Source organism: Sphingobium sp. VMM, from assembly GCF_056790315.1.
In genome coordinates this window covers 62,861-79,532 of record NZ_JBXGSI010000016.1, presented here as the reverse complement: position 1 = coordinate 79,532, position 16,672 = coordinate 62,861, and the positions used below count along the sequence as shown (strand labels likewise).

At 58.9% G+C, this 16,672-nt stretch carries 21 protein-coding genes and 1 pseudogene; 12 read left to right on the top strand and 10 right to left on the bottom strand.

The window, feature by feature from the left end:
* Window position 1 precedes the first annotated feature (1 nt).
* Complete coding sequence (trxC, locus tag ACUCV3_RS19365; protein ID WP_080604481.1) at window positions 2–457, top strand: thioredoxin TrxC; 456 nt, start codon at window positions 2–4, stop codon at window positions 455–457.
* A gap of 291 nt (window positions 458–748) precedes the next feature.
* Here the strand turns inward: trxC and ACUCV3_RS19360 are convergent, their stop codons facing one another.
* Entirely contained in the window at window positions 749–1,357 is a 609-nt protein-coding gene (locus ACUCV3_RS19360; protein WP_063141878.1) for a DUF4142 domain-containing protein, read from the bottom strand.
* Window positions 1,358–1,789: 432 nt separating this feature from the next.
* Between ACUCV3_RS19360 and ACUCV3_RS19355 the strand changes: the two genes are divergently transcribed.
* The 3 genes from ACUCV3_RS19355 (at window position 1,790) to ACUCV3_RS19345 (ending at window position 3,022) form a co-directional block, all read left to right on the top strand.
* Complete coding sequence (locus ACUCV3_RS19355; protein ID WP_482240998.1) at window positions 1,790–2,224, top strand: DUF488 domain-containing protein; 435 nt, start codon at window positions 1,790–1,792, stop codon at window positions 2,222–2,224.
* Between the two features lie 246 nt (window positions 2,225–2,470).
* Window positions 2,471–2,650, top strand: a complete 180-nt coding sequence (locus ACUCV3_RS19350; RefSeq protein WP_235654630.1) for a hypothetical protein — start codon at window positions 2,471–2,473, stop codon at window positions 2,648–2,650.
* Between the two features lie 54 nt (window positions 2,651–2,704).
* Entirely contained in the window at window positions 2,705–3,022 is a 318-nt protein-coding gene (locus tag ACUCV3_RS19345) for an HU family DNA-binding protein (protein WP_164488933.1), read from the top strand.
* Between the two features lie 1,162 nt (window positions 3,023–4,184).
* Here the strand turns inward: ACUCV3_RS19345 and ACUCV3_RS19340 are convergent.
* The gene (locus ACUCV3_RS19340) at window positions 4,185–4,493 is read right to left on the bottom strand and encodes a hypothetical protein (RefSeq protein ID WP_482241010.1); all 309 of its coding nucleotides are present in this window, start codon (window positions 4,491–4,493) and stop codon (window positions 4,185–4,187) included.
* Here ACUCV3_RS19340 and ACUCV3_RS19335 point away from each other — a divergent pair.
* The 6 genes from ACUCV3_RS19335 (at window position 4,422) to ACUCV3_RS19310 (ending at window position 8,408) form a co-directional block, all read left to right on the top strand.
* Complete coding sequence (locus tag ACUCV3_RS19335) at window positions 4,422–5,099, top strand: helix-turn-helix transcriptional regulator (protein ID WP_235654842.1); 678 nt, start codon at window positions 4,422–4,424, stop codon at window positions 5,097–5,099. The two genes, ACUCV3_RS19340 and ACUCV3_RS19335, sit on opposite strands and share 72 nt — an antisense overlap.
* A 114-nt stretch (window positions 5,100–5,213) precedes the next feature.
* Window positions 5,214–5,840 (top strand): acyl-homoserine-lactone synthase, encoded by a 627-nt coding sequence (locus ACUCV3_RS19330; protein ID WP_097385148.1) that lies wholly within the window; start codon window positions 5,214–5,216, stop codon window positions 5,838–5,840.
* Window positions 5,837–6,259: a hypothetical protein gene (locus ACUCV3_RS19325; RefSeq protein ID WP_482240997.1), complete on the top strand. Its 423-nt coding sequence runs from the start codon at window positions 5,837–5,839 to the stop codon at window positions 6,257–6,259. Before ACUCV3_RS19330 ends, ACUCV3_RS19325 begins: the two co-directional genes overlap by 4 nt.
* A 159-nt stretch (window positions 6,260–6,418) precedes the next feature.
* Window positions 6,419–6,988 (top strand): helix-turn-helix domain-containing protein, encoded by a 570-nt coding sequence (locus ACUCV3_RS19320; protein ID WP_313039207.1) that lies wholly within the window; start codon window positions 6,419–6,421, stop codon window positions 6,986–6,988.
* Between the two features lie 88 nt (window positions 6,989–7,076).
* Window positions 7,077–7,424 carry a MarR family transcriptional regulator gene (locus tag ACUCV3_RS19315; RefSeq protein WP_482240996.1) on the top strand — a complete coding sequence of 116 codons (348 nt, stop codon included), beginning with the start codon at window positions 7,077–7,079 and terminating at the stop codon, window positions 7,422–7,424.
* 54 nt (window positions 7,425–7,478) lie between these two features.
* Window positions 7,479–8,408 (top strand): HEPN domain-containing protein, encoded by a 930-nt coding sequence (locus ACUCV3_RS19310; RefSeq protein WP_037509646.1) that lies wholly within the window; start codon window positions 7,479–7,481, stop codon window positions 8,406–8,408.
* 15 nt (window positions 8,409–8,423) lie between these two features.
* Here the strand turns inward: ACUCV3_RS19310 and ACUCV3_RS19305 are convergent, their stop codons facing one another.
* The 7 genes and pseudogenes from ACUCV3_RS19305 to folE all read right to left on the bottom strand — a co-directional run bounded on the left by ACUCV3_RS19305 (window position 8,424) and on the right by folE (window position 12,454).
* Window positions 8,424–8,591: a DUF6771 family protein gene (locus ACUCV3_RS19305; RefSeq protein WP_163000302.1), complete on the bottom strand. Its 168-nt coding sequence runs from the start codon at window positions 8,589–8,591 to the stop codon at window positions 8,424–8,426.
* A gap of 355 nt (window positions 8,592–8,946) precedes the next feature.
* On the bottom strand, window positions 8,947–9,348 hold the full coding sequence (uraH, locus tag ACUCV3_RS19300; RefSeq protein ID WP_063141890.1) for a hydroxyisourate hydrolase: 402 nt from the start codon (window positions 9,346–9,348) through the stop codon (window positions 8,947–8,949).
* A 126-nt stretch (window positions 9,349–9,474) separates the two neighbouring features.
* Entirely contained in the window at window positions 9,475–10,014 is a 540-nt protein-coding gene (locus ACUCV3_RS19295; protein ID WP_080993714.1) for a lipocalin family protein, read from the bottom strand.
* Between the two features lie 91 nt (window positions 10,015–10,105).
* Window positions 10,106–10,864, bottom strand: a complete 759-nt coding sequence (locus ACUCV3_RS19290; RefSeq protein WP_434404211.1) for an SDR family NAD(P)-dependent oxidoreductase — start codon at window positions 10,862–10,864, stop codon at window positions 10,106–10,108.
* Window positions 10,861–11,544 (bottom strand): NAD(P)/FAD-dependent oxidoreductase, encoded by a 684-nt coding sequence (locus ACUCV3_RS19285; RefSeq protein WP_235654631.1) that lies wholly within the window; start codon window positions 11,542–11,544, stop codon window positions 10,861–10,863. The genes ACUCV3_RS19290 and ACUCV3_RS19285 overlap by 4 nt, the downstream gene beginning before the upstream one ends.
* Window positions 11,545–11,631: 87 nt before the next feature.
* Window positions 11,632–11,820 (bottom strand): annotated as a pseudogene (locus tag ACUCV3_RS19280) (NAD(P)-binding protein); the annotation flags it as partial.
* Window position 11,821: 1 nt separating this feature from the next.
* A complete protein-coding gene (gene folE / locus ACUCV3_RS19275) occupies window positions 11,822–12,454 on the bottom strand; it encodes a GTP cyclohydrolase I FolE (protein WP_287003281.1) in 633 nt (210 codons plus the stop codon).
* 83 nt (window positions 12,455–12,537) lie between these two features.
* Between folE and ACUCV3_RS19270 the strand changes: the two genes are divergently transcribed.
* Entirely contained in the window at window positions 12,538–13,152 is a 615-nt protein-coding gene (locus ACUCV3_RS19270; protein WP_434404213.1) for a response regulator transcription factor, read from the top strand.
* On the opposite strand, the gene ispH is transcribed toward ACUCV3_RS19270, so the two are convergent.
* Window positions 13,149–15,017: a 4-hydroxy-3-methylbut-2-enyl diphosphate reductase gene (ispH, locus tag ACUCV3_RS19265; protein WP_482240995.1), complete on the bottom strand. Its 1,869-nt coding sequence runs from the start codon at window positions 15,015–15,017 to the stop codon at window positions 13,149–13,151. The two genes, ACUCV3_RS19270 and ispH, sit on opposite strands and share 4 nt — an antisense overlap.
* A 136-nt stretch (window positions 15,018–15,153) precedes the next feature.
* Here ispH and ACUCV3_RS19260 point away from each other — a divergent pair, with 136 nt between their 5' ends.
* A complete protein-coding gene (locus ACUCV3_RS19260; RefSeq protein ID WP_482241009.1) occupies window positions 15,154–16,641 on the top strand; it encodes a phytoene desaturase in 1,488 nt (495 codons plus the stop codon).
* The last annotated feature ends 31 nt before the right edge of the window (window positions 16,642–16,672 follow it).

The window sequence follows — 16,672 nt, the reverse complement described above, 5'->3', positions numbered from 1 at the left end:
ATTGGCCGGTAACGACAACCAGGCGCTGATCATTGCCTGCCCGATGTGCGCGGTGCTCAATCGCGTGCCATCGTCAAAATTGGGTGTCGGCGGGAAATGCGGCAAATGCGGTGGCGATCTCTTCGCGGCGGCGCCGGTCGCACTAAGCACCAGTAATTTCGATGCGCACGCCTTGCGATCCGATATCCCGTTGCTGGTGGATTTCTGGGCAGACTGGTGCGGACCTTGCCGGCAGATGGCGCCAGCCTTTGCTGCGGCCGCTCCGCAACTGGAGCCCTGGTTGCGGCTCGGCAAGCTCGATACGCAGGCCGACCAGGCAATTGCGGCGCGCTATGCTATCCGGACGATCCCGACAATGCTGATTTTGAAAAAGGGCAAGGAGATTGCCCGAGAATCAGGCGCAATGCCGGTACAGGCAATTGTCCAATGGGCACGGCAAGCTTTGCGTCCGGGCTGACAGGCGCGATCCACTTGTGCCTCGGTTATCATAAAGACCGTGCGGGCGAAGATATTGATGGCGGGTAAAGTCGACAAAACTGCAGCTCGGTCAGAGCCTGGACGCAAAGCCGGCAGCGCCCGATTTCTTCCGTGTAGATGTCTGCTACCGAGGGCCTGTCCTGTGCCCCGTCAATAGGCCCCCGCCAGACATGCTGGCAGGGGCCATGAGGCCCAGGCCATGGAGAGATGTCGCTACTCCATCTCTTCATTGTCCGAAAAGATATGCACGGCGTGCGAAGGCGGCATCACGTCAGTCCTTGTCGAGCGCCTTGGCACTCGAGAGATGCTTTTCGACCACAGGCGCTATTTCCCCAGCTGCCTGCTTGAGCGAGGCGATCGTGCCGTCCGCAGCATATTTGCGCATCAGCTCAAGAGCGTCTTCATGGGCATCGACTTGGCCATCAATATATTCCTTGTCGAACTCAGTGCCCTTGAGTGCCTTCAACTCCGCGAGATCCTCCGACTGATCTTTGGTCAGCGTGGCATTGGGCGTTATCGCGGGACTGGCCGTCTTGGCTGCGGCCTTGATCTTGGCGGTCGAATCCGAGTGGGCGGCGACCATCATCCTGGCAAATTCCTTCACCTCAGGAGATTGGGCATTTGTTGCCGCCAGCTTTGCGGCTTCGATCTCGAAGGCGTCGCTCTTGGCGGCCGCGTCCGCAAATTCCTGGCCCGTCGGCGTCGGCATGAGAGCCTGCTGGGCATTGTCGATTGCGTTGCCGGTGGAATTGACGGCCCCTGAAACGGCGGCGCCGGTATCGTTCAATGCGTTGTCGGCCTTTTCTTCCACTTTCGCGCTGCAAGCACCAAGCGCGAGGGCCGCTATCGGTGCGACGCTCATCCACAGATGATTTTTCATGACATCCTCCTCTTTGGATGTCGCTCGAACGTCCGATAGCCGACCGCCGTTCCGCTGACGGGGGCGATTCAAAGCATGTTCTGAAAATCCCGGAAAATCGATCTGCTCACTGCTTCACCGACGAAGAGACCGAGGCGAAGCAGAGATAATGCCATGTTCAATGGCGCGACAAAATAAAAGCCCGCCCGGTTTGCGCCGGGCGGGCAGTAGCAGGCTAAAAGCCTCGGGTCGCTCATGAGCAGATACAAGCTTGCAAGCGAGTCGCCTTGTAGGAATCCGACAAGTCTTGGATACTTTCCGTTAGGGAATGCTTGTCTTTCATGCGTCAGCCCGCCTTGCAGGAAAACGGCGCTCCCAGCGATGCGCCAGGAACTTGCCGGTCCCAAGATCAATTGATGCGCTCAATAGTGGCAAGGCTGAGGCTTCCCTACCATGAAGATTTTCACCATCGGCTATGAGGGGGTGACCCAGGAGCAACTGATCGACGCGCTGAGAGCGGCTGGCGTTGAAGTCCTGGCAGATGTACGGGCCCTACCCCTGTCGCGCCGCCCGGGATTTTCGAAGAATATCCTAGCGGCCGGTCTGCGAGAGGCTGGCATCGACTATGTTGGTTTCAAGGCACTTGGGACCCCTGCGGCAGGTCGCGAAGCGGCGCGCAAGAGGCAGCACGCGCGGCTGGCGGAAATCTATTCAGGTCAGCTCGAACTGCCCGAGGCAATTGTCCAGGCAGCGCAACTGGTCGAACTGACAAAGGGGCGTCCTACCGCCTTGCTCTGCTTCGAGCGCGATCCGGCAGGCTGCCATCGGACCTTGCTGCTCGATGCCGTCCTGCCACAGGCTGATCGTGTCGACCTCTATCCGGGCTGATGGCCGGATCTGCTGCGAGAACCCCGCCGGCGCGATGTGGCGTAAGCTCCGGCGGCCCGGTGCGGCGCCGAATTTTAGAGATTATCCTACTCGATTTCGGGAACCCCAGCGGACGGGCGACCTTATAGTGGCATGCGCACCGCATCATCCCTGTCCCTGACATTTGATTGCTGGAGCCTTGGGCTTGAGGCTTGGTCCGTCATTGGCATGCGGCTTCCCCGCCTGATGTCCGGAAACGCTTCAGCCATGGCCGAAGCGCAGTTGATGGTCAGAGAGAAGATGGAGGCAGCAGCGCTGCTCCAGTGGAAGTTCATGACCGGTAGCCTTGGCGCCTCGGCCCCTGCGATGATGAGCGCATCAGTTACCCATTATCGCAAGGCGGTTCGCAAGAATCGGCGGCGATTGGCGCGGCCCGCTAGAAAATGAGAGTGCGGCGGTATTTTTTGCAATCAGTATGAAGTGCGCTCGACCACCGCTGGCATGTTTGGCAAAACGCTCCCTCCCCCAGCGAAAGAGGATGCCATGACCGGAAATGAACTGATCGAAGCCGTTGCTGTCCAGCAGGGCGTCACCAAATCGGAGGTGAAGAAGATTATCGACGCAGCCTTGGCCGTTATTGCGGACGCAGCAGCCAAGGGCGAAGATGTCTCGATTGCAGGCTTCGGCAAGTTCAAGGTGAAGCAGAGCGCGGCCCGAGAGGGCAAGAATCCCCGGACGGGCGAGCCGATGACGATCCCGGCATCGCGCAAGGTCGGTTTCCAACCGGCCAAGGCGCTCAAGGACAAGGTCAACAGCTGATAGCAGGCGCCCCGGCATTTTGAAGCGGCGTGACAGTTTTCGTCCGTAATCGATGATCGCGGCGCGCCCTGTATCGGCACGTACTGATAGGACTTCCGGCGAAAGGCTGGCAATGCTGGTTCCAGCGCGCGCTGGATGAGGTTGGACCTCGCAAGAGGCGAGGCAAGGGCAGTTCCGGCTGGAGCGGGATAAGGTCTTGCCCCGCCAGCCTTGAGGCAGGTCGCTTCGCTCTGAAAGGCAGGCGGGGCATCCAGCAGATTGGCGCAGTCCTTGCCGCCCCGTTGGATAGATTTGACTGTTAACAGCAAAATCTGAATAAAATCTGCAATGGCCTGAGGCCATCGAGTCAACCTCAGCCGGCCACCCACTGCAGGCAGGCTGAGGTCAACCGAGAGGGTCGAAAAACCCTGCACCGGTTGATGCAGGGCCAGTCGGGTCGCGCAAGCCGCGGAGACTTGCAGGGGGATAACTGCTTGGTCGATCATTGTTTCCACGAAATAATGACGCAATCGAAATTTATCCGCGATGTGCTTTGCCACCATAGCTGGCCCGAGTCGGGAAAGGCGAAATATGCGGGATCAGGTCGGGAACAGAATGGCTTGAGGGAAGGCCGCCGCGCGCGGCGGCCGCGATTTTTTCTGGGCGCGTCAAGCCATGGGCAGCGTTTTTGCTGCCCATGGCCATTTGATCAGGCTGTGCTGGCCGTCGATCTTGGACGAGCGGCAGGCGACTCGACCTTTCAGGCGCCGTGACGCGCCGTGCTGATCCCGCCCAAACCACCGGCAGGGCGGGAATTAGGGGGGGCGGCAGGGTGCGAGCGGAAAGGCGCGCTCGAGCGGGCGTCGGCACCGTCAGGGCGCAATGGCAATGGAGCAGCTGCGCAGCAGGTTGCCACCGGTCGCGACGCGCCTAGCAGGTAGCGCCGGCCACTCCCGATTTTGAGAGGAAGCGGCCAGACCTACGCCGCCGCGCAGGCGCGGCGTCCGCAGCCCCCTTTCCTTGCCACCGGGATCGTGACCGCGAGGCATGAGATCTGGCTCGAGATCGGGAAAGCGAAATGAAGCTTGGCCGGCGATGGCCGAGCCGCCATCGATCGCCTGTCACATCATTGTCACAAAGCATCTTGAAACCGGCGGTCATTCGGGCAGAGTTGCGCCACGGATCAGGAGAGTCCTCCCGCTTCGGGAACAGAGGTTGCAGCCAAAGGCAGACAGAAACGCTCGCGGCGCGGCGTGAGGGACGTCGCCAACGGCCCGAGCCAGGAAAAGGGCGCCTTCATGACGTAACGGGTTGGGCCCGCCGGCATGGGCGCAGATCCCAAGTCATGAATCAGGAACAGATAGAGTCGCTCAGCAAGACCATTCTTCGTGCCCTGTCCGCAGACGCCCTTCATGAGGCGATGGACAGGATCGCCATAGCGCTGGGGTTTGACCGCTTTGCCCTCAGCGTCGACGTCGGCCTTGGCGGACATTCGGGCACATCAATGCTTGTGCACAGCTACCCGGCCAGCTGGGCGGATATCTATATCGGCTTCAACCTCGCCCAGACCGATCCGGTCCGAAGAGCCGGCGAAAGCAGTTTGTCGGGCTTTCGATGGCGCGAAATCGAACATCTCATACCGATTACGCCGATCGAGCGGGTCACCTTCGAGACCGGGCGCAAACATGGCATGGTCGACGGCTTCACCGTCCCGCGTCACCTGCCCGGTACGGTCACAGGCAGTTGCACGTTCGTCACCGCCACAGAACGCCCGCTCCCTGAGAGGATGCTCATCATCGCTGACATATTGGGCGCCATTGCCATCGCCCAGGCGAGCCGGTTGTCGGGGTGGCGGCGCCCCATCAAGAAACCGCGCCTCACCGATCGGCAACGCGACTGCGTGCTCTGGGCGGCGCGGGGCAAGACCAACTGGGAGATCGGTCGGATATTGGGCATCAGCAAGGAGACGGTGATCCAGCATCTTAAGGAAGCGCGCGACCGCTATGATACGAGCAACCGCGCCTCGCTCATCCTTTATGCCCTGTTCGACGGGCTGATCAGCTTTTCCGACATATTCCGCTGGCGCGAGCGGGTCTGATCGACCGCACCGCCGCGCGATGCGCGCGGCGGTGCCATCCCCCTTTCTGGGTATAGGCGGGGTCGGGCTGCGATGATGTTATGCGTGCATGTTCAATCATGACAGGAAAAGCACATGCCATCCCCGATCATCCAGGGCCCGCATATCGACCAGGATATGGTGCTCCGCGCCATGTTCGAAGCGCGCAAGCGGGTCTTCATCGACCTGCTCAAATGGGATCTTCCGGTCCTGGCCGACCGCTATGAGGTTGACCATTTCGACACGCCAGACGCGCAATATCTGGTGCTGACCGATACGGAATTGCATCATCGCGCCTCGACACGGCTGCTGCAGACAAACCGGCCCCATATCCTCGCGGACATCTTCCCGCATCTGTGCGCTGGTCCGGTCCCGACCGGCGACCATGTCCGGGAGATCACCCGTTTCTGCCTTGATCGCGACCTCAGGGCCGCTGAGCGGCTTGACGCGCGCAACCAGCTCGTGATCGCGCTTGTCGATCATGCCCTGGCCAATGGCATCGGCTCCTACACCGGCGTCGCCGAGCGCTCCTGGTTCGCGCAGGTCGCGACATTCGGCTGGCGATGCGAAGCGCTGGGCCAGCCGGTTCGGCATCGAGATCAATTACTCGTCGCCCTGCACATCCATATCGATGCAAGCACGCCGTCCATGCTTGAACGGGCGGGGATCCATGCCTCGCTTCAATATCAGCTGAGCGCCCCACGCCATGGGAGGCGCGCATGATGCGCCTACAGGCTTGCGACATTAGCATGCGCGAGACGCTGCTGCGAGACGGCTACTGCGTCATCGAGGATGCGCTGCCGCCAGACGTCATCCATGCGCTCAATGCAGATCTTGAACCCAGTTTTGCCGCCACCCCGCTCTGCCAGGGACGCTTCTATGGCGAGAGGACCAGGCGTTTTGGCGGCCTGCTCAAGCGCTCGCGCCACGCGCAGGCGCTCGTCCTCAATGCGGCGGCGCGGCTTGGCCCCTATCGCCGTATGGAAACCGAATTGCTGGCCGACGCCCCAGCCGAAATCGAGCGGATCGACCAATTTGCGCGCGCCGGGAGATGGCAGGCGCTCAAGGCGCTCCTGGAGCATTATCATGAGCGCCGGCGCGCGATCGCGTCGCAATTGGCCCAGGCGGTTCGCGACAGCTGATCGCGCAATCGACGGGGCCAAGGTCAAGGCCGGCACGATCATCCTCGCGTCTCCAATCCCGACGCCGATCATCGCTGGAAAAGCGTTTGGAATTGCAACGCAATATCGCCTGAGGGAAGATGCCCCCACCCCGAAGGCCGAGAGGTTCCAGACGCACGCATGACCGAGACGCAATTTGATCGGCTGACGCCTCGCGAGTGCCAATGCCTGCTGATGGTGCGCGATCTCAAAAGCTCGGAGGATATTGCCCGCGCCCTCAATATCAGGCCCGGCACCGTCAACACCTATATCCGCGACGCGGTCGTCAAGCTGGGCGCGCGCGACCGCCGGCATGCGGCCCTGCTCTATGCCGAGCATCTGTCCCGGATCGTGCCGCCATCTACCACTAGCGCCCCCGAGAAAATAGGGGGCGATTTGATAGGTCTAGCCGATCAGGCCGATCCTGCAGCAGCTGTGCCACACGCCCAGAACGCCATCGATCGGTCCAGGCCGGAGGATGGTCTTGAGGGCGAGAGGCGGTCCGTCACCCCGCCTCGCGGGCAGGTCAATCTCGGCCTGCTCGTGCGGGAAATTCTCGATGGAACGAGACCGGACGGGATGACGCTGGTTACGCGGTCGCTTCTCACTCTAGCGGTCGCGATCGCGATCGGCTTCTGCTTCTTCGCGATCAGCGCTGGCCTAGGCATGCTATTCAGCATTGCCGATTTTCTTCGCCGCCTCTCCCACTGAGCCTTCCCCACACCGGCATCACAGCAGGTGCGCCACGATACTGGCGCGAGGAGAATGCGCATGTCCAAGCCGACCGACCATCCGCTCCATGGTGGCAATCATTGAGATGCGCCGTCGCCGCGCTGATCATGCCGCGCTTGCCCAATCGGCTGAACCGGCATGGGATATCATGCTCGACATCTATGCCTGCGCAATTGAAAGGATCGACCTCTCTGTCACGGCGGTAGGAATTGCCGCAGGGATTGCGCCGGCAACCGCGCAGAGATGGATCAAGAAGCTGGCAGCGCTCGGCGTCATTGAAAGGCTTGCCGATCCCCGTGATCGCCGCCGCAAGCTGGTGAGGCTATCCCCGGCAGCGCTGGCGGCTATGCACCATTGGCAAACTGAAGCGCGCGCGATCTTGGAACAGATCGTACGTCGTGAAGAGCCATCGTGACGAACGGCCGGCCCCTGATTGCAGCCGCCCTGCGGACTAAGCTAGGATAGGATGATGCGGACCGATCTGGATCATTTGCCCGGCGACAAACAGCGCGAGCTCGAACGGGTCGTGCGGATCATCTTCGAGGAATTCGAGGATGCGCTGGCGCTCGCCAACCATGGCTGGAAGAAGCGCGGCCGGATCGAGAAGATCATTCTTTATGGCAGCTATGCCAGGGGCGGATGGGTCGACGAACCGCACACCGCCAAGGGCTATCAGTCCGACTATGACATCCTCATCATCGTCAATGACAAGCGGCTGACCGAGCGGGTCGATTATTGGCTCAAGCTCGAGGACCGCTTCAACCGCGAACTGGCGATCACCCACGCGATCCGTACCCCGGTCAACTTCATCGTCCATACGCTGCAGGAGGTGAATGACGGTCTGGCCCATGGCCGCTATTTCTTCATGGACGTGCGCGAAGACGGCATCGCGCTCTATCAGGTTGAAGACAGCGAGCTCCATGTTCCCAAGCCAAAGACGCCCGACCAGGCGCTTGCCATGGCACAGGAATATTTCGAGGAGTGGTTTCCGGCCGCAATGAAGCGCTTCGAGGGAGCCAACTTCTATCTCAATCAGGGCTACACCAAGGATGCTGCTTTTGACCTTCATCAGGCCACAGAACGGCTATACCACTGCATCCTTCTGGTCACGACTTTCTACACGCCCCATGTCCATAATATCGGATTCCTGCGCACACAGGCGGAGCGGCTGGATCGCCGGCTGGTCGATGTCTGGCCGCGCGAGCGGCGCATCGATCAGGCACGCTGGGAAAAGCTCAAAGAGGCTTATGTGAAGGCCCGCTATTCCAAGCATTACAAGATCAGCGAGGCGGAACTCAGCTGGCTTGGCAGACAGGTCGAGGATCTGGGCCGTGTGGTGCATGAAGTCTGCGCTGAACGGATAGCCGAGTTGAAACGGACTGCCGGCGTTATCGCCTGAACATCCAGGACCTGATCATTCGGGCTGTTCGCCTTGCTTGCGGATGGCGTCGGCAATGATCATGGCGAGCGACTCCTCCGCACGGACACGGGCGCCTAAATCCTTCGATGTCAGATCCTGCCGGATCCAGATCGGGGCGCGTTTGATCACGGCGAGAATGGCGGCCTGTACGAATTCACTCATATGCGCGCCTATGCCGGGCCTTGGCTATCGAGGCAACGCATCGGTCTCACACATCCGTGCGGCGCGGCGATGCGGGTGCAAAAAACATGATCCACTATAGTGAGTGGGCCGCCGCCGGACACGGATACCGCGCTTCTTGCCTTTGCTATCCCCGATGTCTCAACGTCATGTCCCTGCAGCGGAAAGAAGATTGCACTCAATATGCGCCGATTGGCTGTCCTTTGCGCTAGCCAATTGGCGACTGAGAGAAAGCGCAGGCCGATAGGTACTGGCTCTCAAACCCTCAGCTGCACATCATCGACGGTTTGGCCAACTGGCTTCGACCGCGGATCTCAAGAGCTTCGCTCCCTGCACATTAGTTGCCCCGGTAAGTCGAGTATCCATAAGGGCTGACTACCACCGGGACATGATAATGGCCCTCTTTGTCGGCAACGCGGAAGGTCAGGACAATTTCAGGAAAGAAGGGATTTGCAGACGCATCGGGATATTTCGACATATCGAATTCAAGGCGGTAGACGCCCGTGTCGAACAGGCCGCCATCGTCGAAGCTACGAACACGACCATTGGCATCCGTCGTTGATTTGGCCACTTGCTGCCAGACGCCATCCGCCGAGCGCTTGGACAGTGCAACAGGCACGCCCTTGCCGCCGGTGCCACGTGCAAGGTCGAGCACATGCGTGGAAATTTCAGCGGCGGTGGCCGGGAAGACGCTGCACCCATAGATTGAGGCGAATACGACCAAGGTAGCTAGTTTCATGGTGACCTCCCCGAAAAGCGATGCTCTTTTCCAACATACGTCCATTTGGCTCACGTCCTCCCGCCCGATGCTCAAAGCGGGCTGAGTGCGTCCAGTTCCCGCTATGAGAAATGCCGAAACGCGCCATCATTGGCGGGTGATGCGTACCAGATTCCAGTCATATCCCAACCGTTTGACGCGCTCGGCAAGCTCGGTTTTCATCTGGTCCGAAGGATGTTGGTCACGGGTCAGTACCCACAGATAGCGGCCGCTGGGTTCTCCGACGATAGACCAGCTATAGTCATCGCCATGATCCAGCACCCAATAGTTGCCATAGAATGGGCCGAAGAATGATACCTTGAGCTTGGCGTTGCCGCTACCCTCGACCAGCTTGGCCTTGCCGACAGATTCCTTCCATTTCGATCCCCGGCGTCCACGGTTGACGACCCGGACGGTGCCGTCCGGATTCATCACATAGTTGGCTGTGACGCCGTCCATGTCCTTCTGAAAAGGTGCCTCATATCTGAATTGCTCGAACCAGAGCCCCATATACTGTGCGAGGTCGACGGCTTTGGCGGGGGCGGGTACATTAACGTTACCGACTGGTCCGGGCCGCTGGATGAGCGCGCATGCGCCTAGTAGAGTCGTGGCAGCCAGCAGGCTGCCGATAATCAATTTTCTATGCATCTTGCTTTCACGATATGTTGGAATTTGCCTGCTATACGCACCGAATGTTGGATGTTTCCGTGAAGGAGGGAGACGCGCCGCTCGTACCACTTTAGTCTGGCAGCCGGACTCCGTTCCACGCGAACAGCCCGCCACTGTCTTGCGGTGTAAGCCCATCGAGCACATCGAGCAGCCGCTCCGCAGCATATTCCGGCGTGAAGATTTTTCCGGTCGAAATGCGGGCGGTGAAGGGAGCGGAAAGGGCGCTCCTTACGGTGCCGGGATGGAGGGCAGCGGCGATGGCCTGGGGATGTGTCCGACCCATCTCGATCGCGAAATTTCGGATCATCATGTTCAGTGCTGCCTTGCTTGCCCGATAGGCATGCCAACCGCCAAGCCGGTTATCGCCGATCGACCCGACCTTTGCTGAAAGCACAGCGAAGATGGCGCGTCGATCTTTCGCAAGCCGTGGCAGGACATGTTTGGCGATGAGAGCGGGGCCGATAGCATTTATCAAATAGCTTCGCGCGAGTGCTTTGGCGTCCAAGGCACGCATCGTCTTTTCCGGAGCGATTGCCGCCGCCTGATCGTGCAACATGCCGGTGCAGACAAATATCAGGTCGAGCGAGCTTGGCAGAGTTGCTGCTGCCGCCACAATCGACGCCTCACTCTCCAGGTCGAAGCTGAAGGGCACGCAGTTCGGGGCTGGAACAGATCGACCTTTTCGCGAGCCGGTGTGGACCGAACTGAACCGACCACCTTGCGCGAGACTGAGCGCAACGGCCTGGCCGATCGCGCCACTCGCGCCGAATATCGCCGCCGTTGCGGGCCGGGCCAGAAATTTGCCTGTCTCATTTTGCAAAGCGCTCATCGTTCGACGGCTCCATTGACGCTAGCATCGATCGGTTGCGACAGCATTGCGTCAGCGAGCAGGACGCCCGAAAGCCATGCGCCCTCGACCGTCGGTGAATGACACCAGTCTCCACAGGCGCCCAAGCCTATGCCTGGATTCCAGATGATCCTGCTCGACTGCGCATAGGGCTGCGAGAACCGCCAGCGATGGGCCTTCAAAAATGTGGGGGCAGGGAGCCTGATCTGGAAAAGTCGCGCAAAGGCGTCGAGAAGATACGCGGCAACCTCAGGCGGCGACCATTCCAGATGATCCTGGGACCAGTGGCTGTTGGCGTGCAATATCCAACATTCACCATCACCCCTTTCAGGTTTGGACCTGTTGCACGCAACCATCGAGAAAATATCGACGTTGGTAGCGAACGGCGTTGGTACATCCAGTTGATGCGGAAATTCGACCATAACCGCCCAGCAAGGTGAGGATCTAACAGACGCGGCCTCGCGCGCAGCTTCGAGATCGTGAAGAGACAGCAGTGGTGCCGCCTGCTCAGCCGGAACGGCGATCACCACCGTGTCGAATGGACCTACGCAATCTCCCTCTGCCTGGATCATCCAACCGGCATCTTCCCTGACAAGAGATTGAACCCGGAACTCAAAATGGACGTCAAAACGCCGGCTTTGCTCGCGAACCAAGGTGGCCATTGCAGGCACGCCTACCATCGCATTCCCTGGGCCGTCGCTCCAACGCGAGGCCCAGCCAGCCTTTCGCCAACGCCCGACTTCAGTTCGGAATCGGGGATCCCTTGCCGTGAACCAAGGCGCTCCTAAATCCCATGATGATGATCCAATTGCGACCGTTGTGAGCCTGCCACCGGGACGATGCCCCTTGTCGACGAGCATGATTTCACCGCAATGACGCAGCCGTCCTGCGCAGGCCAATCCTGCAATGCCAGCCCCGATGATGCCAATGCGAGGCATTTTATTGAGACTGCATGAGTGTCATGATCTCCCTACGGCTTGTGGGAGCATCGCGGAAGCAGCCGAGCATCTTGCTCGTCGTCATCGTTACGCCATGGGTACGTACACCGCGGCCGGTCATGCAACCATGACTTGCGTTGATGATGACAGCGACCCCATGGGGCTTGAGATTGTTCCAGATACAGTCCGCAATTTGAGCGGTAAGGCGCTCCTGGACCTGGAGGCGCCGGGCATATCCGTTCAGAACACGGGCCAATTTGGATATGCCCACGACCCTGTCCTTGGGAAGGTAGGCTATCGAGGCGGTTCCCGTGATTGGCGCAAGATGATGCTCACAGTGGGACTGGAAAGGAATGTCACGCAAGAGGACTATTTCATCATATCCTCCTACCTCATCGAACGTGCGAGAAAGATAGGTGGCTGGATCGATCTCATATCCGTTGCAATATTCTTTCCATGCACGCGTCACGCGCGCAGGCGTATCTCGAAGGCCTTCACGATCAGGATCGTCGCCCGTCCATCGCAGAAGCGTTCGGATAGCATCGTGAACTTCTTGGGGAGCTGAGAGAGGCTCTGGACCGCTTTTCGAGCTATCCTCATCGATAGGGACGAACCCGGCAGTAACGAAATTCATGACAGCTCTCGAATAACTGGCCGCCTGCCCCTTGCAAGCGATGCGAAGAGGACATGCTAGTCAACTGAACAGGGCTCTGCGATATGACCAAATGGGAAGGAGTTGCAGTGACCAGAATATCGGATCCCAATTCTCTGATTTGCAACAGCCAGGTAGCGGCCGTGGTCAGCGATCCTCGGCGCGCGGACAATCCTATCGTGGCCTGCAATCCTGCCTTTGTTGAGTTGACGGGCTACTCCCAAGATGAGGTCATAGGCCGAAACTGCCGGTTCCTGCGCGGTGCCGGAACCGAGGCCGAGCAGACGGAGATGTTGCGCGACGCTGTAGCCCAGGTGCGACCTGTCATGGTCGAACTGATTAATTACCGTAAAAACGGCACCCCTTTTCGCAACGCTGTAATGGTTGCGCCGCTTTTCGATGACGAAGGCGAACTGGAATTCTTTCTGGGTTCTCAGATGGCCATCGACGATCGGCCGGTCAGCCGCCATCAGCAGGCACGCATGCGAATTGAAAATCTTAGTGGCCGTCAGCGTCAAATAATCGAGGCGCTTGCCCAAGGGCGCCTCAATAAACAAATCGCGTTCGAGCTGGGGGTTACCGAGCGGACGGTTAAGATGCACCGCGCTGCCGTTCTTCGAACTTTGGAAGTGCGGTCGGTGGCAGAGGCAATCCGGATTGCGATAGAAGCTGGCCTCTAGAGGTCGCGCCGCGCAGCGAACCGGGCCAAAGTCCTCAATCGGGCAGCGCTTATGCCAAACGGCTCCAGAGCGCTATCGCATGCGCGCAGGAGCGCTTCCACTTCAAGAGCTGTAGTTTCTGCCCCCAGGACCGTGACGCCGGTCTCCCGGCTTTTATCTTTGTCCTTGTTTACGGCCTTTCCGACAATGGCTGCATCGCCCTCAGAATCGAGGAGGTCGTCCCTGAGCTGGAAAAGAAGGCCGAGGTCAGTAGCATAGGACTTTAACGCGCTGCGCGTTTGCGCATTGCTTCGGCTTAGCAACATGCCTGCTTCCACTGCGAACTGCACAAGTGCGCCAGTTTTCCGATTGAGGCAATCGATGAGCCCTTCTCGTGAAAGATCTGCTTCGGGGTACAGATCCATCATCTGACCGCCGGCAAGTCCATCCTGACCGATGCATTTCGCAAGGCCCAGAACAAGTTCGCTGCGCACAGCCGCATCGGCATGGGTGCGCGGATCAGAGAGAATTTCAAAGGCCAGTGCCAGCAGAGCATCGCCCGCCAGGACCGCTGTGGCCTCGTCGAACCGACGATGAACGGTAGGTCGTCCTCGCCGAAGATCGTCATCGTCCATGCAGGGCAAATCGTCGTGGACAAGGGACTGAGCATGTACGCACTCAATTGCCGCAGCGACACGCAGTGCCGAACCCCGGTCACCCCCCAACATTTCAGCCACAGCCAGGGCAAGAGCGGCTCTAAAACGCTTTCCTCCTGCCGTAGCAGCGTAGCGCATCGCGTCGGCGAGACGAATATTGCGTGTGGGACAGTCACCGATCGCATCCATCAGCACCGTGTCGACTGCTGCACGATCATCAGCCAGAATCTTGGGCAGATGCGGAGGGGCTTGCTCGGTCGTTACCACTGAAATGGGTCGAAATCGGATTGATTCTTCCGGTCCAGCCATTTCCTCGCGCAAGAAGCCAAGGCCATCGAGCCAGGAACATATTTCTTCAATCGCCTCGTCCGGGGCGGATGCGGCTGCGCTCAACCCTATTGTAGAGGCTTTCGCCAGAGGAATATGAGCCAAATCTTCAGCATTTTCGATCAGAAATGCCTGCGGACAATCAGCCGCCAGCGCCGCTTCGACCAGTCGGCGCGCATTCGAAGATGTGGGATCTCCAACAATCAACATGATATCGCAACGCGGCGCTATTTGCGTCACAGCAGATTGCCGGTTTGTGGTTGCATAGCAGATATCGCTTGAACGCGGACCGACGCAATTGGAGAATCGAGCCTCTATCGCCTCGATCAATCGTGCTGAATCGGCGACTGAAAAGGTCGTCTGGACGGCGTAAGCTACTGGCGTTTCATCTGGCAGGGGGAGGGCGCTGACACTGGCCAGATCCGCTACTATCGAAATGGCGTCACGGGGCAATTGTCCAGTGGTTCCGATTATCTCGGGATGGTCCGCATGGCCGATGAGCAAGACGTGGCGGCCTTGCGAATTCCACTGAGCGACCTCGGAATGAATTTTTGCGACCAAAGGGCAAATGGCATCCACGACGCGCAAACCACGTTGATCCGCCTGCGCTTTCACGGCGGCTGCACTTCCATGCGCGGACAATATCGTGACCGCGCCTTGAGGGATTTCGCTCACATCCTCGACAAAAACGGCGCCTAATTCCTCAAGCTGCTTTAGCACCCTTCGGTTGTGCACGATCGCATGGCGCACATAGACAGGAGCACCATGGACATGCAGCGCGTCCTCAACGGCTGCAATCGCACGTCGTACGCCAGCGCAAAAGCCACGCGGATTGGCCAACAGCACCCGTCTGGGGCCAGGAGAAAAAGCCTGATCTTCTCTATCGTCTGGTGCGCTGATCATCGCCTCATCCTATCTATCTGACATATTTTCAGTTTTTGGCTTTGAATACCATACTCCCCTTTGGACAGGTTGTGGCACTCCACCAATTCCATAGCGATGCCTTGAACCAGCATTCCTCAAACCAAGGCGATACATGATGTCATCAAAGCCTTCTGCAATCGTCATCGGATCAGGCTTTGGGGGACTTGCGCTTGCAATCCGCTTGCAAAGTGCCGGTATCGGCACGACGCTTATTGAGGCACGCGATCGCCCAGGCGGGCGAGCCTATCGCTGGGAAAGAGAAGGTTACATATTCGACGCCGGTCCGACCGTGATTACCGATCCGGCCTGCCTGGAAGAATTATGGATGCTTTCAGGCAATCGAATGGATGAGGATGTGACCCTCAAGCCGGTGAGCCCCTTTTATAGGCTTGTCTGGAACGATGGCACACAGTTCGATTATTCCAATGATGACGCGCTGTTGGAAAAAGAGATTGCCAAGCTCGATGCGAAAGACATCGAAGGCTACCGCCGGTTTCTGGACTATGCGCGGTCAGTTTACCAGGAGGGCTACGTAAAGCTGGGTGCTGTCCCATTTCTTGATTTCAAGAGCATGTTGAAAGCGGCACCCGCCCTTGCCCGGCACAAAGCATGGCGGTCTGTCTATGCAATCGTATCGAGCTTCGTGGGGAACGAAAAGCTACGCCAGGCCCTGTCATTCCACACTTTGCTGGTCGGGGGAAATCCGATGAGCACGAGTGGCATCTACGCCCTCATCCACCACTTGGAGCGGGAGGGAGGAATATGGTGGACGACTGGCGGCACCAACGCACTCGTCGATGGGATGGTGGCGCTTTTTGAGCGATTGGGCGGAACGCTCATGCTGAATGAACCGGTACGGGAAATTTTACATGAAGGGCGTCGCGTAACTGGCGTGATCACGCAGGCTGGACGTCGCATTCATGCAGATCAGATCGCCTCCAACGCGGATGTTGTCAGCACCTATAAAATGATCGTCGGGTCTTCTCACGCATTGAGGAAAAGGCATTCACTCGAAGCTAAGCGATTTTCTCCCAGTCTTTTTGTTTTACATATGGGAATTAAGGGAAATTTTCCGAAAATCGCGCACCACTCGATTCTATTTTCCGATCGCTACGGTCCCTTATTGGACGACATTTACAAGGGGGGCCGCTTGCCGAAGGACCCGTCAATCTATTTGCATAATCCCGGAGGCAGTGACGCAAGCGTGGCTCCTGCCGGCAAATCGGTCTTGTACGCGCTCGCCCCTGTGCCTCATTTGGGCGCTGCGCCAGTCGATTGGGCGGAGGAGGGCGACCGCTATCGCCAAATCATCATAGGCCGCATTCGCGACCTGTTGATCCCCGATATCGAGGATCGGATCGAAATCTGCTTTCACTATACGCCGGAAGATTTCCAAAGGGATTTGGACGCTCATCTTGGTAGCGCGTTCAGTCTGGAACCGGTGCTGACGCAGAGCGCCTGGTTTCGAGCACATAATCGTGATGACCGATTTGAAAATCTTTTCCTGGTAGGAGCAGGTACCCATCCCGGCGCGGGCATCCCGGGCGTTGTCGGAAGTGCCAAAGCGACTGCAGGGCTCATGATGCAAACCGGGAGGCCCTGAGGCCCGTATGAACATTGCTGTTCTATAGGCC